Raw genomic sequence first — 25,349 nt, 5'->3', positions numbered from 1 at the left:
GATCGGCGCATGCTACCAGCGCCGATGACGTCAGGGCAGCGAGGTCATCACCACCCGCGCCACCTTCGTGCGGTGCAGGCCTTCCATCAGCAGGTCGTGCGCCATCAGTTCCAGTGCGGCGCGGCGGCGGTAGTCAACGGTCAGGCCGCGCTGCTCCAGCAGGCGCGCCACGATTTCGCAGGCCGTCTGCCAGACATCCAGATAGGCCTCGCTGGGCATGTACATGTACGCCGAGCCGTGCTCGCCCACGCCGCGCCCTTCCGGGCCCAGCAGCAGCTCGCGGGGGTCCAGCTTCACCGCATCGGCGATGCGGAACAGCTGCTCGGCTTTCACATGGCCGGGTTTGACGTGGTCGTTGAGCCAGTTGCTGATCGTGGCCGTGGTGGTATCTGCGGCGCGGGCCAGATCGGCCGGGCGGGGGTGCCCGGCATCCTTCATGGCGGCGGCGAGTCGTTGTCCGAGAGTGTTCATCTATGCAAGCCAGCTTAACGCGTGGTTGCAGAAGAATCCTTGGCGCACCATCGGGCCGATTGATGAAATGGAGCAGCACATGCCCGACTTCTGGAACAAGCGACAGGTACGGCTACGCCTGGGGTTCCGCACCGACGCGGAACTGGCCAGATTCTTTGGTGTCAGCCGTTCTGCGGTGTCCCAATGGCCACGGGACTACCCGATTCCGCCCCTGCGGCGGTACATCCTGCAGCAGCGCTATCCGAATCTGTTCCCGGCAAATCGGTGCCCTGAGGGCGAAACGGTCTGATTAACGACACCGGATGTCGGATATGCCCAGGTACGCAGAAAATGCTAAGTACGCTTAACAAAATAGGAAATTTCAATCGGGGGCGGGTGTTCGATGGGCGGGACGCCTGGGTGCCGCGCGCATATGTCGCCACTGGCCCAAACCCGATCGCAGGGCGCAAGCATGAACGATTAATAATTTCAATCGAAAAACGTGCAGCCTGTAATTGACCTGTCGTGAAAATTGTGACTAATTGGCATCAACCGGTTGTGAAGGCCGGGAGTGGCAGCAGCAGGGTTGTGAGTGGTCGTCCGTCACTGATGCAGAACAAGTCCAACGGAGGTCGTATGGAATACGGCATGCATGGCTTGGCTGAACGGGTACGCCGCGAACTGGAAGCCAGCTACCACAGACACGGCTGCGGCCCCGCGTTCTGGGATACCTACCAGCAGGTGCTGAACCGGCTGGTTCCGCAGGGTAATACCCGCACCGAAGTCACCAACGAAATGGCGCTGATCATCGAGCAGCTCGGCATCGTCCGCCGGGCACAGCTGGTCCCGCCGGACGCGGATCGTACGCGCTGATTCACAGCAGTCGCCAGGCACCGCACCCCAGCAGTACCACCAGCATCGCCAGCAGCCCGAGGGTGCGCGGTCGCCACCAGCGTCGTGGCTGGTCGGCCATGGCCTGTGGGCTGCAGTAGCGCACCAGGGGCGTGCCGAAACCGGCCTGCCGCTGCTGCTCAGCGCAGGCGTCCACGCAGGCGCCGCAGGCCAGGCAGTCGGCTTGGGGGCCGTGGCGGATATCCAGGTGCATGGGGCAGGCGCGCACACACGCGGCGCAGTCCACGCAATCGCCCAGGCGATCGGCCGGGAAGCGTGGCAGCGGTCCGGCCAGCAGCGGGTGCGCGGCGCGGAACACGTAGTCCTGTGCCGTGGTGGGGTCCAGCAGGCCGCGACCGCGGTCCCTCACGCCCCCCAGGCCGGGCGGGCGCGGGCCGCGGGGTTCACCGCGCGGCGCGTCGTACAGCATGCGCGGGGTATGGGGATCGGTCAGCAGTGGCTGCAGCCGTGCAAAGGGGCAGAGCGAGCGGCAGACCTGCTCGCGCAGGGAGCCTGCATTGCCCCAGGTGGCGGCGGCATAGAACAGCACCCAGAAGGTCTCCCAGCCGCTCCAGCCTGCGTGCGGTGCCGCGGCCAGCAGCGCGCGGATCGGGCTGAACAGACCGACGAAGGTCAGCCCGGTCCACAGTGACAGCAGCAGCCACGCGGCCTGCGTGGCGGGACGGACGGCCGAGGCGGGCAGGACACGCGCCAGCATGCGGGCCAGCCCGTCGAAGGCCGCTGTCCACAGCGTCTGCGGGCAGGCGTAGCCACACCAGATGCGCCCGGCCAGGTGGGTGAGCAGCGCCAGGGCAACGGCCGCCACGGCCAGCAGCCCCAGCAGTACGCCCACGTCATCGGGCCACAGGGTCCAGCCGAACAGATCGAAGCGGCGCGCCGCCAGGTCCAGCAGCAGCGCCTGCCGGCCGTTCCACTGCAGCCATGGCAGTGCGTAGAACAGCGCCAGCAGGCCTGCGCGCAACGGGCCGCGCCAGCGCCAGCGGGGAGGGAAGCCAGGCATGCTCATCCCAGCGGCAGCTCGTCGTCGTCCTCGCTCATCGGGCGCAGCAGGTAGCCGGTCACGGCGCTGGACAGGGCGGTGACCGACCAGAACATGAAGAAACCGACGCTGTAGCCGAGCTCGCGGCTGATGGCGGTGCCGGGGAAGCTGATGGCCTGCAGGCGTAGCGGATCAACGAAGGCGAAGAAGATCACGCTGGCCAGGCCGGCGGCGACGAAGCTGGGCCACAGGATCGCGCCCCAGTGCTGGATCAACCGCTGGCGGCGGCTGGAATGCGGTGTGTTCATGTGGGTGCGGGCTCGGAGTGGTGGGCGGCGCGTATACTTCGCCCTGGCGGGCGCGGCATGCGCGGGGCATGGTTCCTGCAAGCGCGTCAGCCTATGCGCGGTGCCTCGCGCCGACATTGATCTGGATCAACGGTGGCGGTGCCGATGCGCGCCACACTGCTGTCACGCTGCTGGTGCCCCTGCATGAACGCAACTTCCCCACCTGAAATTCCCGTCGCGTCGCTGGATCTGTGCAGCGAGGCGGAGGTGACCCGGCTGGTCCACGATTTCTACGCGCGGGTGCGGCAGGAAGCGCGGCTGGGGCCGGTGTTCGGTGGTCACGTGCACGACTGGCCCGAGCATCTGCAGCAACTGGTCGATTTCTGGTCGGCCATGCTGCGCGGCACCCGCCGCTTCAAGGGCTCCCCCATGTCCAAGCACATGGCCATCGCCCTGGACAAGGACCTGTTTGACCGCTGGCTGGTGCTGTTCCGGCAGACCACGGCCGAGTGCAACAACCCTCCCATGCAGGCGCTGGCCGACGATGTGGCCGCCCGCATTGCCGACACCTTCTGGCGCCGCTATCAGATGCTGCGCTGGCCCCAGGTCGGCCTGCCCGTGCTGGGTGTTCCCGCCCGCGATTGATCTGGGTCAAGGCGGGCGGTCCGGCGCGGCGCGATGCTGGCGCCATGGATACGTTCTCTCCCGCCGCCGGTGGCCTGGCCTGGACCTTCGACCCTGAACTGCTGCGCCGGCATGACCGGCCCGGGCCGCGCTATACCTCGTACCCGACCGCGCCGCATTTCCACGACGGCTTTGATGCCTCTGCACTGCGCCAGGCCATCGCCGACAGCAATCCGCTGGCGCGCGCGCTGTCGCTGTACGTGCACGTGCCGTACTGCAGCAGCCCGTGCTTCTACTGCGGCTGCAACCGCGTGATCACCCGTGACCGCAGCCGCGGCCACAGTTACGTGGCGCGTGTGCTGGCCGAAGCCGATCTGCTGGCGCCGCAGTTTGCCGATGGTCGCGAGGTCATCCAGCTGCACCTGGGCGGCGGCACGCCGAACTTCCTCGATGCCGAGGCGATGACCACGCTGGTGGAAGGGCTGCGCCGCCGCTTCGACTTCAGCGGTTCGGCGCAGCGTGATTTCTCCATCGAACTCGATCCACGCTTCATCGACGTGGGCGACGTTGCGCTGCTGGCGCGGCTGGGCTTCAACCGGGCCAGTCTGGGCGTGCAGGATTTCGACCCGCAGGTGCAGCAGTCGATCAACCGCGTGCAGGGCGTGCGGCAGACCCTGGACATCCTGCGTGCCTGCCGTGACAGCGGCATGCGGTCGGTGAACGTGGACCTGATCTATGGCCTGCCCGGGCAGACGCTGGAAGGCTTCGGGCGCACGCTGGAACTGGTGCTGGCGCTGCGCCCTGATCGGCTGGCCGTGTATGGCTATGCCCATCTGCCGCACCTGTTCCGCGCGCAGCGGCAGATCGACCAAACCCGCCTGCCGTCGCCGGAAGACAAGCTGGCCCTGCTGGGCCTGGCCGTCGAGCGGCTGTCCGCTGCGGGCTACCAGTACATCGGCATGGACCATTTCGCCCTGCCCGAAGAAGACCTGTCGCGCGCCCAGCGCGCCGGACAGCTGCATCGTAATTTCATGGGCTACACCACCCATGCCGATACCGATCTGCTGGGCCTGGGGGTGAGTGCGATCAGTCACGTGGGCGCCACTTACAGCCAGAACCCGCGCGATCTGCCCGCCTGGGAGGCGGCCGTGGACCAGGGCCAGCTGCCGGTCTGGCGCGGCGTAGCGCTGACCGCCGATGACCAGCTGCGCGCGGAACTGATCCAGCAGCTGATGTGCCAGGGGGAAGTGGACGGCGCCGCGCTCGGCCAGCGCCACGGCGTGGATTTCGATCGCTATTTCGCCGACGACCTGCAGGCCGTGCAGCGTCTGCAGGCGGATGGTCTGGCCGAATACCGCGACGGCGTTGTGCGCGCCAGCGAGCCGGGCAGGCCGCTGCTGCGGCTGCTGGCAATGTGCTTCGATCCCTACCTGCGCGCGCAGCAGCAGCCGCGCTATTCGCAGGCGATCTGAACCGCCGGCCTACTCGGCGCGCAGCGGGCCGTACTCGCGGGCAACATTGGCCGGGCCGCCCGCGCTGCGCCAGATGACCGGCCAGTCGCCGGCCTCGCCGCCCACGCAGCTGCGCTGCAGTTGCAGGGTCTCGATCTGGAAGGCCTGTCCATCCCAGCGCCAGCTGGCCGCATGGCCGCAATCGGCGGCGCCACGGAACAAGGTGGTTTCGGCCAGGCGGCCATGGCGGGCATCGAAGCGCGGCCAGCCCAGTCGGGACAGCACGAAGCTGCGTTCGTCCTCGCTGACCGCCGGCGCGTCCGTAACCTCCATGACCAGCTGCCGTGCCTGCGGCCACTGGCCGTTGCTCACCACGAAGGCCACCGCGTTGGCGTTGTACATGCCGGCCTGGCAGCCGATGAACAGCAGGTCATGGGTGGCATCGATCGCCCAGCCGCCGTCCTGCGCACGGACCAGACTGTCATCGTCCAGTTCGCAGTGCAGCTCGGCCAGGGCGTCGGCGCGCGCGCTGCGCAGCTGGGCAATCCATTGCGCGCGCAGGTCGGGATCCAGCACCCGTAGGCTGGGCGTGGGCGTCGGCAGTACGGGCAGGGGGCCGCGGGCAAAGGCCTGCGCCCGCGCTGTGCCGGGCAGTAGCGCATCGGCCGTTCCGCTGCGCCCCTGCGCCTGGTCGAAGGCCTGCAGCAGTTCATCCACGCCGGACAGGGACAGCGCATCGGTGGCCTCGTTGCCGTAGATCAGCACGCGGCCGCCCAGCAGGCTCTGCAGGCGCTCACGCACGGCGGCCATGCCGGTCCAGTGCTGCGGCCCGGCGGCTGCAACCTGGCCGGCGTGGGTGAAGGCGGGTGTCTCGCCGTCCACCTGCCAATGAGGTGCGGAATCGCCGGGCGCGAACAGCTCAAGCGTCGGCGCGCTGCCCACCCCGGCGGCGCGGCGGATCTGCAGGTGGCCGGCGTAGCCCTCTGCGCGTGCCACGGCGATGCAGTCGTTGCGGTTGTCGCAGGTCAGTTGCCAGTCGCCCAGTTCGCTGTACACCGGGGTGGCGGCGTGGGCCGCAGGTGCAAGGGCCAGCAACAGCAGCAGGCACATCCTGTGCATGGGCATCATTTCTTCAATCGGGGCGGAGCCGGAATCATAGTCCCTGGCAGTTGCTGACGGGCGCACACCATCGCACCTTGCAGGGAAAAGGGTGGGAAGATGCGCTGGGTGCACCGTTCCTTGACGACACGGAGGTCTGAACCATGAAGATGCGCATGCTCACCCTGTTGTCGGCGGGGGTGTTCCTTCACCTGATGCCCGTGCAGGGGCATGCAGCGGGCAGGGATCCTTCTCTTCCGAACGCCTCGCAACCGGCCTCCCGCGAGGACCAGGGCGCGCTGTGGAAAACGGTTGAAGCGTTGTCATTTGCCACCGTGGCAGGGGCGGACAGTGTCACCCGCGCCGTTGCACGGCATCAGGAGCATCTGCCGGGTGCCGGTGCATCCGAGCTGGCCATCGGTGCCGGACTGAGGGGCACGAATGTCGACGTGCAGCTGGACCCGGCGGGAACGCTGGAGGCGGTGTCGTTCGACCTGCGCGGCGGCTGTATCTCGACGCGAACGCTGCTGTCGCAGTATCCCGGTCTGCTCGTGCTTCACGTTCCGCTGGACCCGCGGGCCAATCCGGTCCTCGGCACCACGATCGCAGGTGCCCTGGTCAGATTCAGAATGGCCACGGAGTCAGGGCCGTGCGTGATCGGCGTGACGGTGCAGACGGTTGAAATGGCCAAGGCGCAGCATTGGCTGAACTGAGGCAATGCGTGGCGCGCGCGGCGCTTCCACGTCCTGCAATGGTGCCCGGAGCCGGAATCGAACCGGCATGGGGTTGCCCCCGGCGGATTTTAAGCCAGAGCATGGCATCCGCACCGGGCTAACGATGGGCTTGGATGAGGCTTGCTGTAGCAGGTTTTCCCCCAGGCCAATGCCTTCGATCATATCCCGGTGCGCGATGCAAACCGCTCCGGTTCCCTTCCGCCTGGCTCCTAGCCGGCCCCTGGAATCGGGGCCTATCAGGAGCACCTCATGGCGAAAATCAAACTCACCAAGTCCGTCGTTGACACGGCGCAGGCACAAACTTGCGACGTGGAACTCCGGGATACGCTCGTTCCGGGCTTCTTGTGCAAGGTTACACCAACCGGGCGCAAGGTCTTTATGGTTCAGTACCGCACGAACTCCGGCGTGCGGCGCAAGCCCGCCCTCGGCCAGTTCGGCGAGCTGACGGTCGAACAGGCCCGGTCGCTGGCCCAAGACTGGCTGGCCGAAGTCCGGCGCGGCGGCGACCCCGGACTCGACAAGGCCGAGGCCCGCAAGGCGCCGACGGTCAAGGAGCTGTGCGGCCGGTTCATGGACGACCACTCCAAGCCGCACAACAAGCCCAGCACGCAGGCCGGCTACCAGTACCAGATCGACAGCTTCGTCATCCCCGGCTTCGGCAGCAAGAAGGTTCACGAGGTCACGCGCCACGACATCACCGCGCTGATGAAGCGCATGGAGAAGTCGCCCACCCAGGCGAACCGCGTGCTGTCGCTCGTCCGCAAGATGTTCAACCTGGCCGAACTGTGGGGCTACCGGCCCGATGGCTCCAATCCCTGCCGCCATGTGCCCAAGTACCCGGAAAAGGGTTCGACCCGGCTCATTACCGACGACCAGATGACCAAGCTGTTCGCCTATCTGGAGAAGGCCGAGGCCGAGGGCTTGGAACATCCCATCCACCTGCTGGCCGTCCGGCTGCAATTCGAGTTCGCGGCGCGCATGTCGGAAATCCTGCTGTTGCAATGGGATTGGCTCGACCTCCCCAACGGCCGGGTGGTCTGGCCGGACAGCAAGACCGGCGATATGTCCAAGCCCCTGAGCGCGGAGGCTCGCCGCCTGTTGGAGAGTGCCCCCCACTATGGCGATTCGCCCTATGTTTGCCCCGCAATCCTCGATCACAAGAAGCCGCTAAGCCCCCACTCCTACTATCAGGCGTGGCGGCGCATCCTTGACCGTGCCGGTGTGCCGAAGGTGGGCACCCACGGCATCCGCCATCGCTCGGCGACGGACATTGCCAATTCGGGCGTGCCGCTCAAGGTCGGCATGGCGCTGACAGCGCACAAGACCGTGGCGATGTTCATGCGCTATGTCCACACCGAGGACGATCCTGTGCGCCAGGCGGCCGAGCTGGTGGCGACCCGGCGCCAGACCATCACGAAGGCGCGGCAACGCCAGCCCCAGGAGGCCACGGCATGAGCGCCCGGACGCCGAAAGCAGTAAAAGGCGCTGCCGTGCCTGCCGGCTACGCCGGCATCCACGGCGGCATCGTGGAACTGCTCGATGCCGCCCGCCAGGCGGCGGCGCGCAGCGTCAATGCGCTGATGACGGCCAGCTATTGGGAGATTGGCCGCCGCATCGTGGAGGCCGAGCAAAAGGGCAAGCGGCGCGCAGGGTACGGCGAACAGTTGATTGCCCGGCTGTCCGCCGACCTGACCGCGCGCTTCGGGCGCGGGTTCAGCCCGGACAACCTGGAGAACATGCGGCGGTTCTTCGCCGCCTATCCCCGGCCGGTGATTTCCGAGGCGCTGTCTCGGAAATCGGGGGACGGGCTGCCCGCCGAGAAATCCGAGACAGTGTCTCGGAAATTGGCCTTGGGCGAGCTGGCGCAGGTGTTCACGCTGCCGTGGTCGGCCTACGTGCGGCTGCTGTCGGTCAAGGACGAGCACGCCCGCCGGTTCTACGAGGCCGAGGCGCTGCGCGGCGGCTGGAGCGTGCGCCAGCTTGACCGGCAGATCGGCAGCCAGTTCTACGAGCGCACCGCCTTGTCGAAGGACAAGGCTGCGATGCTGGTCAAGGGCGCGGCGCCGAAGCCGGAGGATGCCGTCAGGCCGGATGATGCGATCAAAGACCCGTATGTGCTGGAGTTCCTGAATCTCAAGGACGAGTATTCGGAATCCGATCTGGAAGTAGCCCTGATCCAGCGGCTGGAGGATTTTCTGCTGGAGCTGGGCGAAGGGTTCACCTTCGTCGGTCGGCAGCGGCGCTTGCGCATCGACCAGACGTGGTATCGGGTGGATCTGCTGTTCTTCCACCGGCGGCTGCGCTGCCTGGTCATCATCGACTTGAAGCTGGGCAGCCTGACCCATGCGGACGTGGGCCAGATGCACATGTATTGCAACTACGCCAAGGAGCATTGGGCCTATCCCGATGAAAACCCGCCCGTGGGGTTGATCCTCTGCGCCGACAAGGGCCACGCGCTGGCACGGTATGCCTTGGAAGGCTTGCCGACGAAAGTGATGGCGGCGAACTACCGCACCGTGCTGCCGGATGCCGAGCTGTTGCAGAAGGAGCTGGAAACCACGCGGCGCCTGCTGGAGTCGCGTGTGGCGAAGCAGCCCAGGAAGCTGCCGCAATAGCTGGGCGTCCCGGCGTGCCGCCGTCGGGTTCGCGGGCTGCGCCCCGCGCTTCGTGCCGAATCGCGGCCATTCGGCTTTGACCCCTGACGCCTCCGGCCCTCTCGGGCCTGCGCGCTCCGCTTGCCCCAAAAGCCGACATGCGTGCAGTGGGCGGGTGTGGGCGGTCTTGCTGTTCCCTTCACCGTATCACGGCGTTCTCGCCGTCAAGGGCGGCGCGCGCCATGCGCGCTTGCGTCCTGGCGGCCGTCGTTGACCCCTGACTGCTTGCGCTGCGCCGTGCTGGCGCCGGTTCCGGGCAATTCCGCCCGAGCAACCGGAGCACGATCATGTCGCAACTTTCCCTCTCTCTCGATACTCCGCTGATGGTGCGCGATGGCCGTGGGCGCTATCGGCCGGCGGACGCCGACCAGATTCTGGAAGCCGCGCGCCAGGTCATCGAACAGAAGATGCAGCGCGGCGAGGCGTTCACTTCGCCTGTGGCGGTGAAGGACTACCTGCGCGCCAAGCTGGCCGGCTTCGAGCACGAAGTCTTCGCGGTGTTGTTCCTCGACACGCGCCATCGGCTGATCGACTACGTGGAGATGTTTCACGGCACGATCGACGCCGCCGAGGTGCATCCGCGCGAGGTGGTGAAGCAGGCGCTGCGGCTCAATGCGGCGGCGGTCATCGTTTCGCACAACCATCCGAGCGGGAACCCCGAGCCGAGCGCGGCCGACAAGGCGATGACCTCGCAGCTTCGGCAGGCGCTCGCGCTGGTGGACGTTCGCACGTTGGATCACATCATCGTCGCCGGGAGCCGTACCACGTCATTCGCCGAATGCGGCCTGCTTTGACCTTGGGGGGGCTTCGGCCCCCTTTTTGCTGCGCCCGGCGGCGCAACTCCGGCGGGCCTGCGAGTGCTGCGCACTTGCTGAAAACCGGGGTGCGTGGAGGTGTGAGGGAGGCGGTCTTGCTGTTCCCTTCATCGTGCCACGGCGTTCTCGCCGTCAAGGGCTGCGCGCCGATGGCGCTTGCGTCCTGGCGGCCGTCGTTGACCCCTGACTGCTTGCGCTGCGCCGTGCCCCGGAAGGGTCGGGCAATTCCGCCCGGCATCCTTTCAGGAGTTCACCATGAACAACGCACTCATCACTGACGAGCAGCGCATCGTGCTGCTGGCCAACGGCCGCGAATCCTTGGAGAACCCGGACTTCGATCCGGCCCCCGTGGTCAAGCTGTTCACGCCGGACGCCGGCGCAACCTGGCTGCTGACCGAGATTGATCCCGATGACCACGACCACGCCTTTGGTCTTTGCGACCTGGGCCTGGGGGCGCCGGAAATCGGCTGGGTCAGCCTGGGCGAACTGACGACGGTGCGCGGGCGGCTGGGCTTGCCGATCGAGCGCGACCTGTCTTTCCGCGCCGAGAAGCGGTTGAGCGTCTATGCGCGCGATGCGCGGCTGGCCGGTCGGATCGCTGTCTGACCTGGCCTTGGGAGCGCCGCAAGGCGCTCCTTGTGCTTTCTCGACCATCGAAGGAGATCAATGCCATGAGCAGCCATCACGACTACATCATCGAAATCACCGCGCAGCACGATGCGCTCAAACCGTTCTCGCCGGAGAACGGCCAGCCCTTGCGCTTCAAGATCGGCGACGCGGTGATCTACACCAACGAGTACGGCGCACAGTTCCGCCGCCGCGTCACCGGGTTCTACCAGCCCACCGGGCTGTCGGGTCTGTACGCGCGCGGTGCGCGCTACCTGCTGGACTCGTCATCGCCGTGGATGCCGGTATCGGAATCCAGCCTGCGCCCTGACGACTCGGCGTGATGCCTACACGCCCCTTGCGGGGCGCTGCGCGCTTCGCTTGCCTCCAGGGGAAAGCCCTGCGGGCTATCCCCGCCGCGCGGTGCTTGGCGCCCCTCAAAGACCGCCGAACCGGCTGCGCCGGATCGGCCAGACCACAGCAGTCGCTGTCGAACCTATTTCCCGATGACTGGCGCATGAGCTTGTGCATCGAGCATTGAATGCTGTGCGTCCCCGGCCAAGAAACATGGCCGGTCGCGCTGTCGTGCGCGTTGCGCATCGAGCCGCCTGCAGCGTCTCGCCCCTTTGGGCTTCCATCGTTCCCTCGCTCCGCTCGGCTGACGTCTCCGGCCCGGCTTCCAGCTTCGGGCCTGCGCGCTTCGCTTGCCGTGCGGTCGGCGTGTGGGATGGCCGTTGCCTTGTCCAGCCGTCTCCCCTGACTTCATCACCTTCACCGCGACTGTAGCCCGCGCCCGTGTGCCGTCAAGGCGCGCAGGGCCGTGTCCTCGCTTCGCTGCGGGCCGCACCAACCCTGCGCTTGCCTCCTTGACGGCACCCGTTCGCGCGCTCCTGACCGTCGCGGGCGATGAACTCAGGAAAGACGGTGGCAACAGGGCCAACCGGGTTCCTCGTGCCGACCGCACCAAACAGCCGAAAGGCTGGGCTCCGAATCTAGGAATCCGGTGTGCGGTGTGAACAGCAAACCCTTCTTTGTCAGGAGAAAGACCATGCAACTCGCATCCCGCTTCGCTTCCCGTTCCCCGGTGCTGCGTTCGGAACGTCCCTTGTCCGATGACCAAATCCGGGCCGTGGCCCCGTCCATCTACGCGGAAGCCCCGCACGAAAGCCGCTCCGAGCGGTATAGCTACATCCCCACCGCCACCGTGCTGCAAGAACTGCGCGGGGAAGGCTTCGAGCCTTTCATGGTGACGCAAACCCGCGTGCGTCACGACGACCGCCGCGACTACACCAAGCACATGATCCGGCTGCGCCACGCTAGCCAGATCAACGGCCGCGAGGCCAACGAAATCATCCTGCTGAACTCCCATGACGGCACCAGCAGCTATCAGATGCTGGCCGGGATGTTCCGCTTCGTGTGCAGCAATGGCCTTGTCTGCGGCGACACCGTGGCCGACGTGCGCGTGCCTCACAAGGGCGACGTGGCGGCGCATGTGATCGAAGGCGCTTACGAAGTCCTGCACGGCTTCGACCGGGCGCAGGAATCGCGCGATGCCATGCGCGCAATCACGCTGGACGCCGGGGAATCGGAAGTGTTCGCCCGCGCTGCGCTGGCGTTGAAGTACGACGAGGACAAGCCCGCGCCCATCACGGAATCGCAAATCCTGATGCCGCGCCGCCATGACGACGACCGCCGCGACCTGTGGAGCGTGTTCAACCGCACGCAGGAGAACTTGACCAAAGGCGGCCTGTCCGCCCGCGCCGCGAATGGCCGCCGCCAAACCACCCGGCCCGTGCAGGGCATCGACCAAAGCGTGCGCCTGAATCGCGCCCTGTGGCTGCTGGCCGATGGCCTGCGCCAGTTGAAAGCCTGAATCCCCACGCGGCAGGGGCAGGCAGCAGCCCTTGCCGCTTCTCTCGCTGCTGCATCCCTGAACCGATAGGAGTTATCACCATGAACGCCGTACTCAAAACCGAAGCCGTCGCCATCGAAGCCGCCGCACCGCTGGAAGTGGCCGACCCGACCAAGAACCTGATCTTGGTTCCCCTCTCGCAGTTGCTCCCGCGCCGTTCCAAGCGCAACGTGCGGACGACCCCGCGCCAGTCCATCCCCGAACTGGCCGCGAGCATTGCCCGCATCGGCCTGCTGCAAAACCTGATCGTCATCCTTTCCGCCGATGGCGAGGCTTACGAGGTGGTGGCAGGCGACCGCCGCCTGACCGCCTTGAAGCTGCTGGCGAAGAAGAAGCGCATCCCCGCCGACTACGAAGTGCCGTGCCTGCTGGTGGCCGATGCGTCCGCCCGCACCGTCAGCCTTGCGGAGAACGTGCAGCGCGAGAACATGCACCCCGCCGACCAGTTCGCAGCCTTCGCCGCACTGGTCAAGGAAGGCCGGCCCGTCGAAGACATTGCCGCCGACTTCGGCGTGTCCCCGCTGGTGGTGCAGCGCCGCTTGAAGCTGGCGAATGTCTCGCCGCGCCTGATGGCCGACTACCGGGCCGGTGGCGTGACGCTGGAACAGTTGATGGCCTTGACCATCACCGACGACCACGCCGCGCAGGAGGCCGCGTTCTATGGTGCGCCGGAATGGCAGCGCAGCCCGTCCAAGCTGCGCGAGCGCCTGACCGAGCGCGAAATCGACGCCACGCACGCGCTGGTGCGCTTCGTCGGGCTGGACACCTACCGGCAGGCAGGCGGCGGCATCCGCCGCGACCTGTTCGCAGAAGGCGATGCCGGAACCTACCTCACCGATACCGCAGTGCTGGAAACGCTGGTGCGCGACAAGCTGGCAACGCTGGCCGAGGACGTGCGTGCCGAGGGCTGGGCATGGGTGGAGGCCGTGCCGCATCTGGCCTACGAGGAACGGCAGGCGTTCCAGAACGCCCCGCGCCATCGCCGCGAGCCGACCACCCGCGAGGCCCGCCGCATCGCCTCGCTGGAAACCCGCCTCGAAAAGATCGACGCCGAACTGGAAGACGCCTGCGACGCCGAGGACGAAGCCAAGGCCGAGAAGCTGGAACAGCGGCGCGATCAGGTAGTCGGGGAACTGCAAGACGCGGAGGACGCCTTACAAGGCTATGCCCCCGAGGTGCGCGAGGTGGCCGGTGCGATCGTCACCATTGACCGCAACGGCGAGGCCGTCATTCATCGCGGCCTGCTGCGCGAAGCCGAGGCCAAGGCGCTGCGCACGCTGGAAAAGCTGCGGCGCGGTTTCGGCAACACCGAAGGCGAAGCCGCCAACGACGAGCACGAGGACGACGACGCACCCAAAGCCGCGAGCCTGTCCGACCGGCTGGCGCAGCGGTTGAGCGCCCACCGCACGGCGGCGCTGCAAATCGAAGTCGCCCGGCATCCGCATGTTGCGCTGGCCGCGCTGGTGCATGGCATGGTGCAGACCGTCTTGCAGGAAAGCCACTACGGCCACGACCTGCCGCTGGGCGTGCGCCTCACGGCGCAAGACCGACTGGAAGGCATGGCCCCGGACTGGCCGGAATCGCCTGCCGCCGTGGCGCTGCGCGAACTGCAACAGGTAGCCGGTGAAGCCTTGCCGGAGGACGGCGCCGAACTGTTCGCCGCGCTGCTGGCGAAGCCGCAAGACGAGCTGGTGCGGCTGCTGGCCGTGTGCGTGGCTTCCACGGTGGACGTGGTGACGCCTCGCGCCACGGCGCACCGGCCCGGCGAGGAACTGGCGCAAGCCGTGGGCCTCGACATGGCCGCATGGTGGAAGCCGACCGCAGAAGGCTACTTCAAGCACGTTTCCAAGGCTGTGATTCTGGATGCCGTGGGCGCGTTTGCACCGGAATCCGTCACCCGGCTGGCGAAACTCAAGAAGGCCGACATTGCCAGCGAAGCCGAGCGGCTGGCCGATGGTACGGGCTGGATGCCCGCCATCTTCACGGCCGCAGGCCCGCAGGATGCCGCGCAGGAGGCAAACCCGGAGCAGGACGCCCCGGAGGATGCCGAAGCAATGGCGGATGAACCCGCCGAGGCGCTGGCCGCTTGACCCGCGCCGAAGGCAAGCGCCCCGGCCTCGACCGGGGCGCTTCGCTGCAAGGAGAAGCCCCCATGACCCGCACCACCACCAGCCGCCCGCGCATGGCGGCGATCTACGCCCCCGGCACGGTACGCGCCCGCCGCTGGCACGGCGAAGGCGACGTGCGCGGCTACCGCCCGCCCTCGGGCTGGTCGGCTCGCGCCGACCTCACCGACATTCATCCCATCACGGGCCGCGTCTTGCCGCGTGCCCTGTGGTGGCTCATCGAGACGAAGGAATAACCGCGATCAGCACCGCGCCCAGGCCGTTCCGTCCTGGGCGCGGTGGACGCAAAATCCGGGCGCGGCAGTGGCCGCGCCCGGTGTTCAAGGCCAACAGCCGAATCAGAACGCCGCCGCCATCACGGCAGTTCAGGCGGCGGCGTTGACGTGACCGGGCTTCCCGCCCGGCAATAGCAGGCCCGCATGGGACTGCAAGCCGAAGCGCCCGCAGTGCGCAGGAATCACCAGCAGTTTTCGGCTTGCCGAGTGCATAGCCCGCAGCGTAGGCCGCGCCCATTTCATCAGAGGCATGTCCGCGTTTCCTGTTTGGAAATCTGGAACGGCCTGGGCGTGTCGGCGCACAGCGCCGCCGGGCTTTCGGGCTGCGCCCCGTGCCGACTTCGCTGTCACGGCCATTCGGCTTCAATCCCTCACGCCTTCGCGCCTGCGGCGCTGCGCGCTGCGCTTGCCTCCAGGGGAAAGCCCCGCGGGCTATCCCCGCCGCGCGATGCTTGGCGCCCCTCGATGCAGCCGAACCGGCTGCGCCGGATCGGCCCGGCCAGCGCCCCGCCGCAATGGACGGGGCGCTGGCGAACACGCTGGCGCTCGCTGCGGCAGGTTGTGCAGGTGCGTGCCGTCCTCAACGCTGGCGGTTCCTGCCCATCACGTCACGAAGGACAGTTCACGGACAACCCGCCCGGCATCGCTATGGAGCTTCCACGCCACGCCTCAAGACCGGCGCCGCAAGGTGCGGCGGGGACGTTCTCACTTGTCGTCGGATGGTTGACCTGGCCCGCGTCAGCGGGCGAGCCGGAGAAGCCTTCGGGCGGGGATGCCGAGTCGGCCCCATCTCCTTTCGGAGCGGTTCGGCCCAAGGCGTCCTTGTCTCGTTGTGAATCCTGGCGGTGGCACGGCTGCGCCTCGGGCTTCATGGCTGCAACCGTCCGGCGAAAACAATTTCCCCGCCGCTACGCGGCTTCCTCGCGCAGCAAATTCTTTTCGCCTCCCGGCTCTCCACTGCGTTTCGACCGCAAGCGGTGCAGCCAGCCCGTCCCCCGCCGGTCGGATCACAACAAGGACGCGATGGGCGCGAACCTTGTTCAACCGAAAGGAGAAAACATCATGGCCAACATCGGCACCTTCACCGCAGACAAAGACGGCTTCGCCGGCACGCTTCGCACCCTGACGCTCAACGTCAAGGTCAAGCTGGTTCCCAACGACAAGGGCAGCAGCGAGAACGCCCCCGACTTCCGCCTCCAGGCCGCCGGCCACGACATCGGCGCGGCGTGGAACAAGACCAGCGAGGCCGGGCGGGAATACAAATCCGTGACCCTCGACGATCCTTCGTTCCCGGCTCCGGTCTATGCCCGCCTGATCGAAGGCGAGGATGGCACGCACGACCTGATCTGGTCGCGCAGCAAGCCCCAGGCGGCGTGACCGCCGCAGCGCCCCGCCCATCGCGGCGGGGCGCTGTGCTGCTGTTCGCAGCACATCACCACGTCACGCGCGCGGCTTCGCCGCGTCGCGTTCCTTCAACACCGCCTCCAGCTCCTGGCGCACCTGCGCCAGCAGCTCGTCGGCCTTCTGCGGGCTGTCGCCCGCGTAGGCCAGCGTCAGCAGCGTGAGCGGGTGGATCTCCATCACCTCGCACAAGTCGGCCAGCTTATGCAGGGTCGGGCTTTTAAGGTCGCGTTCGAGGGTGCTCATATAGGTGCGACTGGACACGTCAGAGAAGGCTTCCTGGCTCAAGCCACGCGCCTTTCTAACTGTCTTCAACGCCTTCGCCAATGAGTTCCCAGCCGCCACCTATGGTTTCCCTCGAAAAACCAAGATGACAGCCCATTGCGCCCTATAGGGCTACAATCTATAGTGTTCATTTGGTGTTCTACGTTTTTGTGCCTTTACGGAAATCCGCATCGGCGGATTCCAGCAAAGCCACGCAGGCGCATCCGTGCTTGCGCACGAAGGCGTAAATCCGGTTTGGCGGTTCTGCGCTTCAACGTGAAACCGCATCCGTGCATCATTGGATTTGTGGGATTGCCGACCATGCCCCAGCCACTCGCCACCGCCCCGGAGCGCGCGCAACTGCTCGCCAACGGCGAGGCCCGCGCCGCTGGCCGGGCCATCGACCCGGTGCCCGTGGTGCGGCTGTTCACGCCGGACGCGCATGTGACCTGGCTGCTGGCCGCACTCGATCCCGCCGATGGCGACACCGCCTGGGGCCTCATCGACCTGGGAATCGGAATGCCGGCGCAAGGAACCGTCAAGCTGTCCGAGCTGGCCGGCATCGTCGGGCCGCGCCGGCAGCCCGTGATGCGCGACCTCTATTTCCGCCCCACGCGCACGCTGTCGGAGTACACCCGGCTGGCCGAGCGCGACGGAGCGATCCCGGACTGAATACGGCCTACTGTGACTTTTTCAGTCTGGTGTCATACCGGGTAAGTCTCAATCGAGATTCTTGCGGCGTAGCCCCACCAGTCTGACCCAAATAGACAGGATGCTTGGCGCGGATTGCGGCAGGCTGGCTTGTGCAGTGTCCCCGGTCGGGGCGCTGCCGCCGCAGCATTGAGACGAATACCGCAAAGCATCGGAGCCAATCGGTCTTGACAGCCCCATCCGCCTTTTTAACCCATGACGTTCCGACGAGGGCGATGTAGCGCGTAGTTCTTCCGTGGCGGCGATTCCTGTTCGCAGGAGGAGGCGTCATGGTCAATCCTCACCACCTCGCGCATTGGTATCCCACTGCCGCATACCTGTATGTCTTTTGGCTGGATGCGCTCGCGCTCGCTTGGGAGTACCTGCGCAGGCATCCCGACTATCGGCTCGACTGGCTGCGCCATCATCGCCGGCCTGATGAAGCGCATCGCTGGGGTTTGCGCCTGCTGGAAGACCCGGCACTGGATGCGCGTGACGCGCATCCAGCTTGGCTGCCTGGTCATGCTGCCGTGGTGCAGCTCTACCCCGACGCTGATCCGCCGCAGGATGCCACCGCCTTCGCGTTCTGGCGCATCCCCGGCCACAAGCAACTGTTCCACGACGGCAAGAAGCTGGCGCTGATCGCGCGCAGCCCAGGCCATTGCCTGCGCTTTGCGCTGGCGCCCGGCCTGGAAGACGGCATGGCCGTGGCCTATGCCCAACGGAGCGGCACCGCCGCGCCTGTGCGCGGCCATGCACGCGGCGCGACCTTCGCTGCCACCACGCCCAGGCCAACACCTTCCGCGCTGCTGGAACTGCACACCTTGCAGGCGCTCGACGCGACCCTGGCGGGCGCGTCCTTGCGCGATGTGGGCGAAGGACTGTTCGGTGCCGACGCCGTGGCCGACTGGTACAGCGACGGCGGCCTGCGCTCGAAGGTGCGCCGCCTGGTGCGGCGCGGCGATGCGCTGATGCGCGGCGGCTATCGCCACCTAGCACAGCTTCCGCCGCTTGAGAAGGGTCGTTTTGATGTGGACGCAAAACGACCCTGAGTAGAAGGGCCGCGTTTTCTGAGACTGCCTCCATCCGGTCGCGCTGTGTGGCCGGGCGCTTTCAACCGATGGAGGTTCACACCATGCGTCCCGCTCCCTTGCGGCCTGCCGCCACTGTCTCGACCGCTGCCGCGCAGCCCCAACGCTATCTCACCAACGACGAAGCCGCCGAGTACCTGCGCCTGTCGCCGCGCACGCTGGAAAAGCAGCGCGTGATCGGCGGCGGCCCGCGCTTTCGCAAGTTCGGTCGCCGCGTCATGTACGCCGTGGCCGACCTCGATGCCTGGGCTGCCGACCGCAGCTTCGAGACGACTTCCGATCCCGAATACGCCGAGCATCACTCGGCCGACAGCCGTGCGCGCTGATCGGCGGCGCGCGGCAGGCCATCGCTATGTCCAGCACCGCGCTGCCGTCCCGGCAGCGGCCGTTGCAGGAGCGCGAACAGCTCGACCTATTCCGCGCCTTGCCCGGCGACATGGCGCCGCGCGACAGCCAGGACTTGATGGCCTATCCGTTCTTCTCGCTCGGCAAGTCCAAGCGGGTCAAGCCCATCGACTTCCGGGCGGGCAACGTGACGATTCGCGTGGAAGGCACGCAGGAGCACGGTATCGCCACGATTTGGGATGCGGACGTGCTGATATGGGCGGCCTCGCAGATCGTGGAGGCGAAGGATGCGGGCTTGCGCCCGTCGCGGCTGATGCGCGCGACGCCCTACGAGATCCTGCGCTTCATCGGGCGCGGCAAGTCGCTGCGCGACTACCAGCGCCTCAAGGCCGCGCTCGACCGGCTGCAATCGACCACGGTGGCCACGTCCATCCGCGAGACGACCGGGCGGCGCTTGCACCGTTTCTCGTGGATCAACGAATGGAAGGAACTGGCCGATGCCCGCGGCACCCCGCTGGGCATCGAGCTGATCCTGCCGGACTGGTTCTATGCGGGCGTGCTCGACGCCGCCCTGGTGCTGACCATCGACCCGGCGTACTTCCGGCTCACTGGCGGCATCGAGCGGTGGCTGTACCGCCTGGTGCGCAAGCATGGCGGCAAACAGGCATACGGCTGGCAATTCGACTTCCGCTACCTGCACCGGAAATCCGGCAGCACCGCCAAGCCCTACGACTTCGCCTGCGACCTGCGCGCGCTGGTCGCGCGGCAGTCGCTGCCCGGCTACGTCCTGGGCATCGAGCGCATGCCGGACAACGGCATGGAACTGCTGACGTTCCGGCCCGTGCCGCATACGGCACGGGGATAACTCCGGGACAGCCTGTGAATGATGTCGTGCTATCAGGCGTGCGGGGTATCGTGCTATCAGGCGTGGGACTATCGTGCTATCAGGCGTGCCGATCGACCGCAAACCCGCGCCAGCATTGGGTTTGCGCGCCCTCTAACTTCCCTAACTTAATTTCTCTAACTTTTAGTAGGGAAACGCCGCTGCGGTGGATAACCACCACGCGTCCACAAGCGCAGCAGCAAAAGCCCGGCTTTCCAACACGGAGGGCCGCACCATGATCGTCGCACTGCTCAACCAGAAAGGCGGCGTGGGCAAGACCACGCTCGCCACGCACATTGCCGGCGAGCTGGCGATGCGCGGCCAGCACGTCGTCCTGCTGGACGCCGACCCGCAGGGTTCATCGCTGGACTGGACACAGCGCAGAAGCCAGCAAGGCTTGCCACGGCTGTTCAGCGCCGTGGGCCTCGCACGCGAAACGCTGCACCAAGAGGCGCCAGAACTCGCCAGGCGGGCCGATCACGTCATCATCGACGGCCCGCCCAGGATCGCCGCCTTGGCGCGCTCCGCGCTGCTGGCGGCCGAGCGCGTGCTGATCCCCGTGCAGCCCAGCCCCTACGACCTGTGGGCCAGCGCCGAGATGGTGGCGCTGATCCGCGAGGCGCAGGTGTTTCGGCCTGCGCTGCGCGCGGCCTTCGTCATCAACCGGCGCGTCAGTACCACCGTGATCGGGCGCGAAGCGCGCCAGGCGCTGGCCGACCAACCGCTTCCTGCGCTGCGCGCGGAAGTGCATCAGCGCATCGTGTTCGCCGACAGCGTGGCCGCTGGCCGGCTTGCACGCGAGACGGCGCCGGACAGCGCCGCCGCCCGCGAAATCACCGCGCTGGTGGACGAACTGCTGCGGTGGCCGACATGACAGCGAAGCCGCCACCGAACAGCAAACGCACGGCAAAGCGCGTCGGCATCGGCGCGCGTCCGCCTGCGAATCCGCACGCCGAGGCGTGGATTCGCCAGGGCGACGCCGATGCGCTCAACAAGGGCGACCTCTACACCGCCCGCCTGACCCTCGACATCACGCCCGCGATGCGGGCGCGCATCAAGGTATCGGCCTTCACGCAGGGCGTGACCGTGGCCGACCTGCTGCGCGGCCTGCTGGAGCGCGAGTTTCCAGAACACCGCAGGGAGAACGCCCCATGACCGCATCCGCTTCGCCTGCCGCTGGCGCGGCCACGGCTGCGCTCGCAGCACCTTCCGGCCAGCCTGCCAGCGCGCCGCTGACGCGCGTGGCGCTGGCCTACATCGAACCGCGCTTCAAGCTCTACCTGCGCTTCGGTGAACCCGCGCGCACGCTCCAGCTCGACCGCTGGCGGCGCTGCGCGGTGTTCCTGCCGGGCGCCATGTTGTGCCGCATCCGCTGGCAGGCCAACGACTACGGCACCGTGCGCTGGCAGCTCATGGTGATGCAGGCTTGCACGCCGCTCGATGCAGCGCAGCGCATCCCCGGCGTGCAGCCGGGCGCGCGCCTGCTACTCCACGCCGAAGGGGAGAACCAGGTGCGCGCCGTGCTGGAGCGCATCGACGCCATCGAGGCGCTGGGCATCGCGCCCGTCGGCGCCTCGCCCGCGTACTGGCCCACGCTCGCCAACCGACTCGCCGCACGCTTGCCGCTGCCCGAATACACCGCCGAGCGGCACGCCGCCTGGCTGACCGGGAGGGCGCTGCCATGACGCTTCCATCCGCCGTTGCCGGTGCAGCGGGCATTCCGCCGCGTCCTCGCTCGCGCCTGCGCGCTCGCCTCGTGCTGGCGGGCCTGTCCGCCTGCGGCCTCGCTGCGCTGGCCTGGGCGTCCTTCGTGCAGCCGCTGCCGCGCCTGATCTACAACCCGTCCGACAGCGTGGCGGTCGGCTGGTATCGCGTCGATCCGCTGGGCCACGGCACCGGCTCGCTGCCACGTCCCTTGTCCGTGGGCAGCATCGTCCTGACCACGCTGCCGCCAGACGCCGCCGCGCTGGCTGCGCAGCGCGGCTACCTGCCGGCGCGCGTGCCGCTGCTCAAGCGCGTAGGCGCCGTCGCGCCGCAGGAGGTGTGCATCGCCGGCCGCATCGTCCGCATCGACGGCGTGCCTTCGGCCGCCGTGCGGCCCGCCGACCGCTGGGGCCGGCCGCTGCCATCCTGGCAGCAATGCCGTCGCCTCGAACCCGGCGAACTGTTCCTGCTCAGTGTGACCAACCCGGCGTCGTTCGACAGCCGGTATTTCGGGCCGGTCAGCACATCCGCCGTGATCGGCATCGCGCATCCGGTCTGGCTGGAGTCCCGCCCATGATGGCCGCCGACTCGCTGCACGTTGCCGTGCATCTTGTCGTGCCATCGGGCGGGTCGTTCTGCTGGCCGTCGCCGTGTCGTCGCGCGTGCAGTGCGGGTGCCAATCCTACGCATTGGGCACCGCACTTCGCGCTGCCTTCGGCGCCGCCCTCCCACGTGCAGGCGTCTTGCCTCGAACGCGCCCGGCCTGCGGCCGTCGCCGCGTTCGCCGGCGCGCTGGCTGCTCGCGCAGCAGCGCCGCCGGGCCGCCGCTGCCCGGAGCGTCAGCGAGGGGCAAAGGCGGAAGGCAAGACAAAAGGACGCGGCACGGGGCCGCGTCGAAAGCCTGTCTGCACGTGGGTGTGGCGCGGCACGGAGCGGCTTCGCCGCCGTGCCGCGTGGGGCGCGAGGCCCGCGCCAATGCAGGCATGTCCGCGTGCTTCGCACGACCGGACACGCCAGAGTTTGCAGGAAGCGCGGCCATGAGCGACCGCCGCGACGACGATTTCCGCATCCGCCCCAGCGCCCCGAAGAACCGGGGCCACGGCTTCGTCTCCAAGGTGCTCAAGCAGGCGGGCAAGGCCAGCGGTGGCAAGTCTTCGGTGCGCCGTACCGCAGCCGGCGGCGGCAGCGCACGCGCTGGTCAGCGGCCCGGCTCGCGCCTGGGGCGCGGGCATACGGCGGCACGCTTCGCGGGCGAGAAGCTGACGCCCATGTCGCGGCGCGTGACCATCAAGACGCTGCTGGTCAATCGGCGCCAGGCCAGCCCGCAATCGCTCGCCAAGCATTTGCGCTACATCGAACGCGACGGCGCCGGCCGCGATGGCGAGCCGGGCCGGGCCTACGGGCCGCAGACCGACGACGCCGACCTCGAAGCCTTCAAGGAACGCTGTGCCGACGACCGGCACCATTTCCGCTTCATCGTCTCACCCCAGGACGGGGCCGAGCTGGACGACCTGCGCACCTACACGCGGCATCTGATGAACCGCATGGAAGCTGACTTGGGCACGCGCCTGGATTGGGTGGCGGTGGATCACTGGAACACCGACAACCCCCACACGCATTTGATCGTGCGCGGGCGCGACGACACCGGCAAAGACCTCATCATCGCCGGCGACTACATCGCGCACGGCTTCCGCCATCGCGCCGCCGAGCTGGCGACCGAATGGCTGGGGCCGCGCACCGAGCTGGAGATCCAGCAGACCTTGCAGCGCGAGGTGGAACAGGAGCGGTGGACGAGCCTGGATCGCACGCTGCAACGCGAGGCCGGCGACGACGGCCGGGTGCAGATCGAACGCTTCAACGAACCGAAGCTGCAACGCCAACGCCTGCTGCTGATCGGCCGCCTGCAACGCTTGCAGCGCCTGGGCCTGGCCGACGAGATGCAGCCCGGCACCTGGGCCATTCATGCCGATGCGGAGAAGACCTTGCGCGCCCTGGGCGAGCGCGGCGACATCATCCGCACCATGCAGCGGGCCATGCGCGGCGAGCCGCGCGAGCTGGCGGTGTTCGAGCCGGGCGACGACGGCTGCACCATCGTCGGCCGCGTGGCCGCGAAGGGGCTGGCCGACGAGCTGCACGACCGGGGATATCTGGTCATCGACGGCGTGGACGGCAAGGCCCACTACGTGGCGCTCAACGCCCGCGACGAGCTGGCGAACTATCCGACCGGCGCCGTGGTGGAAGTGAAGGGATCGGCCGACGTGCGCGCGGCCGACCGCAACATCGCCGCGCTGGCGAACGACGGCCTGTACCGCACCGACCACCACCTCGCCATCGCGCAAGGTCAGGCCGTGCCCGGCCGCGATCCGCAGGAAGTCGTCGCGGCCCACGTCCGCCGGCTCGAAGCCCTGCGCCGGGCCGGCATCGTGGAGCGCGTGGCCGAGGGGCTATGGAAGGTGCCGGACGACCTGGCAGAGCGCGGTCGCCGGTACGACGCGCAGCGCCTGGGCGGTGTGGCGGTGGAGTTGAAATCGCACCTGCCCATCGAACGGCAGGCCCGCGTCATCGGCGCGACCTGGCTGGATCAGCAGTTGATCGGCGGCGGCAAGGGCCTGGGCGAGCTGGGCTTCGGCGGTGAAGCCCGACAGGCGCTGCAACAGCGCGCCGAATTCCTCGCCGAACAAGGGCTGGCCGAGAAGCGCGGCCCACGTGTGATCCTGGCGCGCAATCTGCTGGCGACCCTGCGCAATCGGGAGCTGACTCAGGTCGCAAAGGACATCGCCGCAGAAACCGGGCTGGAGCATCGTCATGTAGGCGACGGGCAGCGCGTGGCCGGCATCTACCGGCGCACTGTCATGCTCGCCAGCGGGCGCTACGCGATGCTCGATGACGGCATGGGGTTCAGCCTGGTGCCGTGGAAGCCCGTGATCGAGCAGCGGATGGGCCAGCAGCTTGCGGCGACGATGCGGGGTGGCGGGGTGTCCTGGGAGATCGGTCGGCAGCGAAATTTTTCAATCAGCTAGCTACGCAGTTGAGATCGACGAAAACTTGGAGTCCGAGATACGATTAGATTTCGCCATCTCGATGAAATTTTGGGTGACCTTGGAAGTGTGAAGCCGGCTTGTCACAACCAGAATTTCATTGCAATCGGCTACATCCGCCAGCGGGCGTTGCACGAAAGCGGGGGAGATGATCTCAATGGGCAGCGACGGAACAATCCCCAACCCGATTCCAGCGCCCGCCAGTCCGAGGACGCTAATCATGCTATTAACGCGCAGCACGATTCTTGGCGACAGGTCCGATGCGGCGAATATCTCGTCCACTACGTGGGCAATTCCTCGACCAGGCGGGTCCATTAGTGCGATGAAGGCTTCATCACGTAGCTCATCTAGGCGAATGGAGGATTTTGCCGCCAGCGGATGGTCTCTTGCCAGTGCGACCGACATCGACGCGCAGGAGAAGACTTCTCCCCGCAATTCCGGAAAGCCGGGCCCAAGCGGTCCCCACAGAAAGGAGACGTCGAGACGCCCAGCCTTCAGCCCCTCAAGCTGTTCCTCGACCTTGCATTCGTGCATCAGCACAGAAACATCGGGGTAGGCCTCTTGAAACGCATGCAACAGAGTGCAGAGCTTGGGTTCAAAGATTACTGAGCCGCCGTACCCAATGTGAAGCTCACCGGCTGTGCCTTCATCGGCCCCTTTGGTGATCCGCATTGCCAAATGAGCTTGGTTGATCAGGCGCTCCGCCTCGACAACAAAAACACTCCCGGCTTCGGTGAGACTGATTGCCCGTTTAGAGCGGTCAAAGAGCTTGACAGTCAGACGGGCTTCCAAGCCCTTGATGCGCTGACTCAGCGCAGGTTGCGCAATCCCAAGTTCCTCGGCGGCCTGGCCGAAGTGCAGATGCCGGGCTGCGACGAGGAAGTAGTGCAGCGTAGCGATGTCCATCATCAAGAGGCTCCGATAAGCAATTTATTATTGGATGGTCAAAAATCAATAATAGGTCACATTTGATTTTGCGGGTATCCTAAGATTTTCCATGCTGAGATGCG

Annotated in this window: 29 protein-coding genes; 23 read left to right on the top strand and 6 right to left on the bottom strand. The window is 67.2% G+C overall.

Features of this window, described 5'->3' with window-relative positions; all coding sequences use genetic code 11:
- Nucleotides 1-30: 30 nt before the first annotated feature.
- Nucleotides 31-471: a helix-turn-helix domain-containing protein gene (locus AC06FA_RS02025; protein WP_478066906.1), complete on the bottom strand. Its 441-nt coding sequence runs from the start codon at nt 469-471 to the stop codon at nt 31-33.
- 79 nt (nt 472-550) lie between these two features.
- Here AC06FA_RS02025 and AC06FA_RS02020 point away from each other — a divergent pair, with 79 nt between their 5' ends.
- Nucleotides 551-760, top strand: coding sequence for a helix-turn-helix domain-containing protein (locus AC06FA_RS02020; RefSeq protein ID WP_478067104.1), 210 nt, complete (start codon nt 551-553; stop codon nt 758-760).
- A gap of 326 nt (nt 761-1,086) precedes the next feature.
- Nucleotides 1,087-1,323 (top strand): hypothetical protein, encoded by a 237-nt coding sequence (locus AC06FA_RS02015; protein WP_478066905.1) that lies wholly within the window; start codon nt 1,087-1,089, stop codon nt 1,321-1,323.
- A gap of 1 nt (nt 1,324) precedes the next feature.
- On the opposite strand, the gene AC06FA_RS02010 is transcribed toward AC06FA_RS02015, so the two are convergent.
- Both AC06FA_RS02010 and AC06FA_RS02005 read right to left on the bottom strand, forming a co-directional pair.
- A complete protein-coding gene (locus AC06FA_RS02010; protein WP_478066904.1) occupies nt 1,325-2,362 on the bottom strand; it encodes a 4Fe-4S dicluster domain-containing protein in 1,038 nt (345 codons plus the stop codon).
- Between the two features lie 2 nt (nt 2,363-2,364).
- A complete protein-coding gene (locus AC06FA_RS02005) occupies nt 2,365-2,649 on the bottom strand; it encodes a hypothetical protein (RefSeq protein WP_478066903.1) in 285 nt (94 codons plus the stop codon).
- Between the two features lie 183 nt (nt 2,650-2,832).
- Between AC06FA_RS02005 and AC06FA_RS02000 the strand changes: the two genes are divergently transcribed.
- Nucleotides 2,833-3,273 (top strand): group III truncated hemoglobin, encoded by a 441-nt coding sequence (locus AC06FA_RS02000; RefSeq protein WP_478066902.1) that lies wholly within the window; start codon nt 2,833-2,835, stop codon nt 3,271-3,273.
- Between the two features lie 44 nt (nt 3,274-3,317).
- On the top strand, nt 3,318-4,724 hold the full coding sequence (gene hemN / locus AC06FA_RS01995) for an oxygen-independent coproporphyrinogen III oxidase (protein WP_478066901.1): 1,407 nt from the start codon (nt 3,318-3,320) through the stop codon (nt 4,722-4,724).
- 9 nt (nt 4,725-4,733) lie between these two features.
- Here the strand turns inward: hemN and AC06FA_RS01990 are convergent, their stop codons facing one another.
- On the bottom strand, nt 4,734-5,822 hold the full coding sequence (locus AC06FA_RS01990) for a DUF1176 domain-containing protein (protein WP_478066900.1): 1,089 nt from the start codon (nt 5,820-5,822) through the stop codon (nt 4,734-4,736).
- 143 nt (nt 5,823-5,965) lie between these two features.
- Here AC06FA_RS01990 and AC06FA_RS01985 point away from each other — a divergent pair, with 143 nt between their 5' ends.
- From AC06FA_RS01985 to AC06FA_RS01940, 10 genes are all read left to right on the top strand, one after another.
- A complete protein-coding gene (locus tag AC06FA_RS01985; protein WP_478066899.1) occupies nt 5,966-6,514 on the top strand; it encodes a hypothetical protein in 549 nt (182 codons plus the stop codon).
- Between the two features lie 270 nt (nt 6,515-6,784).
- Nucleotides 6,785-7,990 (top strand): tyrosine-type recombinase/integrase, encoded by a 1,206-nt coding sequence (locus AC06FA_RS01980; protein ID WP_478066898.1) that lies wholly within the window; start codon nt 6,785-6,787, stop codon nt 7,988-7,990.
- A complete protein-coding gene (locus AC06FA_RS01975) occupies nt 7,987-9,150 on the top strand; it encodes a PDDEXK nuclease domain-containing protein (RefSeq protein WP_478066897.1) in 1,164 nt (387 codons plus the stop codon). The genes AC06FA_RS01980 and AC06FA_RS01975 overlap by 4 nt, the downstream gene beginning before the upstream one ends.
- Nucleotides 9,151-9,476: 326 nt before the next feature.
- Nucleotides 9,477-9,983, top strand: coding sequence for a RadC family protein (gene radC, locus AC06FA_RS01970; protein WP_478066896.1), 507 nt, complete (start codon nt 9,477-9,479; stop codon nt 9,981-9,983).
- Nucleotides 9,984-10,259: 276 nt separating this feature from the next.
- A complete protein-coding gene (locus AC06FA_RS01965; RefSeq protein WP_478066895.1) occupies nt 10,260-10,610 on the top strand; it encodes a DUF2958 domain-containing protein in 351 nt (116 codons plus the stop codon).
- 65 nt (nt 10,611-10,675) lie between these two features.
- Nucleotides 10,676-10,954 (top strand): hypothetical protein, encoded by a 279-nt coding sequence (locus AC06FA_RS01960; RefSeq protein ID WP_478066894.1) that lies wholly within the window; start codon nt 10,676-10,678, stop codon nt 10,952-10,954.
- A gap of 704 nt (nt 10,955-11,658) precedes the next feature.
- Complete coding sequence (locus AC06FA_RS01955; RefSeq protein ID WP_105845262.1) at nt 11,659-12,483, top strand: DUF932 domain-containing protein; 825 nt, start codon at nt 11,659-11,661, stop codon at nt 12,481-12,483.
- 80 nt (nt 12,484-12,563) lie between these two features.
- On the top strand, nt 12,564-14,612 hold the full coding sequence (locus AC06FA_RS01950; RefSeq protein ID WP_478066893.1) for a ParB/RepB/Spo0J family partition protein: 2,049 nt from the start codon (nt 12,564-12,566) through the stop codon (nt 14,610-14,612).
- A 62-nt stretch (nt 14,613-14,674) separates the two neighbouring features.
- Nucleotides 14,675-14,884, top strand: coding sequence for a hypothetical protein (locus AC06FA_RS01945; protein WP_180704782.1), 210 nt, complete (start codon nt 14,675-14,677; stop codon nt 14,882-14,884).
- 1,101 nt (nt 14,885-15,985) lie between these two features.
- On the top strand, nt 15,986-16,300 hold the full coding sequence (locus tag AC06FA_RS01940) for a DUF736 domain-containing protein (RefSeq protein ID WP_395566928.1): 315 nt from the start codon (nt 15,986-15,988) through the stop codon (nt 16,298-16,300).
- Between the two features lie 63 nt (nt 16,301-16,363).
- On the opposite strand, the gene AC06FA_RS01935 is transcribed toward AC06FA_RS01940, so the two are convergent.
- Nucleotides 16,364-16,669: a helix-turn-helix domain-containing protein gene (locus tag AC06FA_RS01935; RefSeq protein WP_395566929.1), complete on the bottom strand. Its 306-nt coding sequence runs from the start codon at nt 16,667-16,669 to the stop codon at nt 16,364-16,366.
- A 174-nt stretch (nt 16,670-16,843) separates the two neighbouring features.
- Here AC06FA_RS01935 and AC06FA_RS01930 point away from each other — a divergent pair, with 174 nt between their 5' ends.
- From AC06FA_RS01930 to AC06FA_RS01890, 9 genes are all read left to right on the top strand, one after another.
- Nucleotides 16,844-17,260, top strand: a complete 417-nt coding sequence (locus AC06FA_RS01930; RefSeq protein ID WP_478066892.1) for a DUF2958 domain-containing protein — start codon at nt 16,844-16,846, stop codon at nt 17,258-17,260.
- A 308-nt stretch (nt 17,261-17,568) separates the two neighbouring features.
- Nucleotides 17,569-18,330, top strand: a complete 762-nt coding sequence (locus AC06FA_RS01925; RefSeq protein WP_478066891.1) for a DUF2285 domain-containing protein — start codon at nt 17,569-17,571, stop codon at nt 18,328-18,330.
- Between the two features lie 83 nt (nt 18,331-18,413).
- Nucleotides 18,414-18,695, top strand: coding sequence for a helix-turn-helix transcriptional regulator (locus AC06FA_RS01920; protein WP_003107109.1), 282 nt, complete (start codon nt 18,414-18,416; stop codon nt 18,693-18,695).
- 26 nt (nt 18,696-18,721) lie between these two features.
- The gene (locus tag AC06FA_RS01915; protein ID WP_478066890.1) at nt 18,722-19,579 is read left to right on the top strand and encodes a replication initiator protein A; all 858 of its coding nucleotides are present in this window, start codon (nt 18,722-18,724) and stop codon (nt 19,577-19,579) included.
- Nucleotides 19,580-19,832: 253 nt separating this feature from the next.
- Nucleotides 19,833-20,471 (top strand): ParA family partition ATPase, encoded by a 639-nt coding sequence (parA, locus tag AC06FA_RS01910; RefSeq protein WP_033834762.1) that lies wholly within the window; start codon nt 19,833-19,835, stop codon nt 20,469-20,471.
- Complete coding sequence (locus tag AC06FA_RS01905) at nt 20,468-20,752, top strand: chromosome partitioning protein ParB (RefSeq protein ID WP_478066889.1); 285 nt, start codon at nt 20,468-20,470, stop codon at nt 20,750-20,752. Before parA ends, AC06FA_RS01905 begins: the two co-directional genes overlap by 4 nt.
- On the top strand, nt 20,749-21,282 hold the full coding sequence (locus AC06FA_RS01900) for a DUF2840 domain-containing protein (protein ID WP_478066888.1): 534 nt from the start codon (nt 20,749-20,751) through the stop codon (nt 21,280-21,282). Before AC06FA_RS01905 ends, AC06FA_RS01900 begins: the two co-directional genes overlap by 4 nt.
- Complete coding sequence (locus AC06FA_RS01895; protein WP_478066887.1) at nt 21,279-21,878, top strand: S26 family signal peptidase; 600 nt, start codon at nt 21,279-21,281, stop codon at nt 21,876-21,878. Before AC06FA_RS01900 ends, AC06FA_RS01895 begins: the two co-directional genes overlap by 4 nt.
- A gap of 460 nt (nt 21,879-22,338) precedes the next feature.
- Nucleotides 22,339-24,321 (top strand): DUF3363 domain-containing protein, encoded by a 1,983-nt coding sequence (locus AC06FA_RS01890; protein ID WP_478066886.1) that lies wholly within the window; start codon nt 22,339-22,341, stop codon nt 24,319-24,321.
- Here AC06FA_RS01890 and AC06FA_RS01885 read toward each other — a convergent pair whose 3' ends face one another.
- A complete protein-coding gene (locus AC06FA_RS01885; protein WP_478066884.1) occupies nt 24,322-25,248 on the bottom strand; it encodes a LysR family transcriptional regulator in 927 nt (308 codons plus the stop codon). It abuts the gene before it with no gap.
- Nucleotides 25,249-25,349 lie beyond the last annotated feature (101 nt).

The organism is Stenotrophomonas sp. Steno-C17, from assembly GCF_056393165.1.
This window is presented reverse-complemented; position numbering and strand designations above follow the sequence as displayed.

Bases quoted from the DNA above. Each gene is read 5' to 3' on its own strand.
- AC06FA_RS02015 (WP_478066905.1), top strand. From the start codon at position 1,087: ATGGAATACGGCATGCATGGCTTGGCTGAACGGGTACGCCGCGAACTG.
- AC06FA_RS01965 (WP_478066895.1), top strand. From the start codon at position 10,260: ATGAACAACGCACTCATCACTGACGAGCAGCGCATCGTGCTGCTGGCC.
- AC06FA_RS01885 (WP_478066884.1), bottom strand. From the start codon at position 25,248: ATGATGGACATCGCTACGCTGCACTACTTCCTCGTCGCAGCCCGGCAT.
- AC06FA_RS01955 (WP_105845262.1), top strand. From the start codon at position 11,659: ATGCAACTCGCATCCCGCTTCGCTTCCCGTTCCCCGGTGCTGCGTTCG.
- AC06FA_RS01990 (WP_478066900.1), bottom strand. From the start codon at position 5,822: ATGCACAGGATGTGCCTGCTGCTGTTGCTGGCCCTTGCACCTGCGGCC.
- AC06FA_RS01905 (WP_478066889.1), top strand. From the start codon at position 20,468: ATGACAGCGAAGCCGCCACCGAACAGCAAACGCACGGCAAAGCGCGTC.
- AC06FA_RS01945 (WP_180704782.1), top strand. From the start codon at position 14,675: ATGACCCGCACCACCACCAGCCGCCCGCGCATGGCGGCGATCTACGCC.
- AC06FA_RS01915 (WP_478066890.1), top strand. From the start codon at position 18,722: ATGTCCAGCACCGCGCTGCCGTCCCGGCAGCGGCCGTTGCAGGAGCGC.
- parA (WP_033834762.1), top strand. From the start codon at position 19,833: ATGATCGTCGCACTGCTCAACCAGAAAGGCGGCGTGGGCAAGACCACG.
- AC06FA_RS01940 (WP_395566928.1), top strand. From the start codon at position 15,986: ATGGCCAACATCGGCACCTTCACCGCAGACAAAGACGGCTTCGCCGGC.
- AC06FA_RS01985 (WP_478066899.1), top strand. From the start codon at position 5,966: ATGAAGATGCGCATGCTCACCCTGTTGTCGGCGGGGGTGTTCCTTCAC.
- AC06FA_RS01975 (WP_478066897.1), top strand. From the start codon at position 7,987: ATGAGCGCCCGGACGCCGAAAGCAGTAAAAGGCGCTGCCGTGCCTGCC.
- AC06FA_RS02000 (WP_478066902.1), top strand. From the start codon at position 2,833: ATGAACGCAACTTCCCCACCTGAAATTCCCGTCGCGTCGCTGGATCTG.
- hemN (WP_478066901.1), top strand. From the start codon at position 3,318: ATGGATACGTTCTCTCCCGCCGCCGGTGGCCTGGCCTGGACCTTCGAC.
- AC06FA_RS02005 (WP_478066903.1), bottom strand. From the start codon at position 2,649: ATGAACACACCGCATTCCAGCCGCCGCCAGCGGTTGATCCAGCACTGG.
- AC06FA_RS01895 (WP_478066887.1), top strand. From the start codon at position 21,279: ATGACGCTTCCATCCGCCGTTGCCGGTGCAGCGGGCATTCCGCCGCGT.
- AC06FA_RS02020 (WP_478067104.1), top strand. From the start codon at position 551: ATGCCCGACTTCTGGAACAAGCGACAGGTACGGCTACGCCTGGGGTTC.
- AC06FA_RS01890 (WP_478066886.1), top strand. From the start codon at position 22,339: ATGAGCGACCGCCGCGACGACGATTTCCGCATCCGCCCCAGCGCCCCG.
- AC06FA_RS01980 (WP_478066898.1), top strand. From the start codon at position 6,785: ATGGCGAAAATCAAACTCACCAAGTCCGTCGTTGACACGGCGCAGGCA.
- AC06FA_RS01900 (WP_478066888.1), top strand. From the start codon at position 20,749: ATGACCGCATCCGCTTCGCCTGCCGCTGGCGCGGCCACGGCTGCGCTC.
- AC06FA_RS02010 (WP_478066904.1), bottom strand. From the start codon at position 2,362: ATGCCTGGCTTCCCTCCCCGCTGGCGCTGGCGCGGCCCGTTGCGCGCA.
- AC06FA_RS02025 (WP_478066906.1), bottom strand. From the start codon at position 471: ATGAACACTCTCGGACAACGACTCGCCGCCGCCATGAAGGATGCCGGG.
- AC06FA_RS01950 (WP_478066893.1), top strand. From the start codon at position 12,564: ATGAACGCCGTACTCAAAACCGAAGCCGTCGCCATCGAAGCCGCCGCA.
- AC06FA_RS01925 (WP_478066891.1), top strand. From the start codon at position 17,569: ATGGTCAATCCTCACCACCTCGCGCATTGGTATCCCACTGCCGCATAC.
- radC (WP_478066896.1), top strand. From the start codon at position 9,477: ATGTCGCAACTTTCCCTCTCTCTCGATACTCCGCTGATGGTGCGCGAT.
- AC06FA_RS01960 (WP_478066894.1), top strand. From the start codon at position 10,676: ATGAGCAGCCATCACGACTACATCATCGAAATCACCGCGCAGCACGAT.
- AC06FA_RS01920 (WP_003107109.1), top strand. From the start codon at position 18,414: ATGCGTCCCGCTCCCTTGCGGCCTGCCGCCACTGTCTCGACCGCTGCC.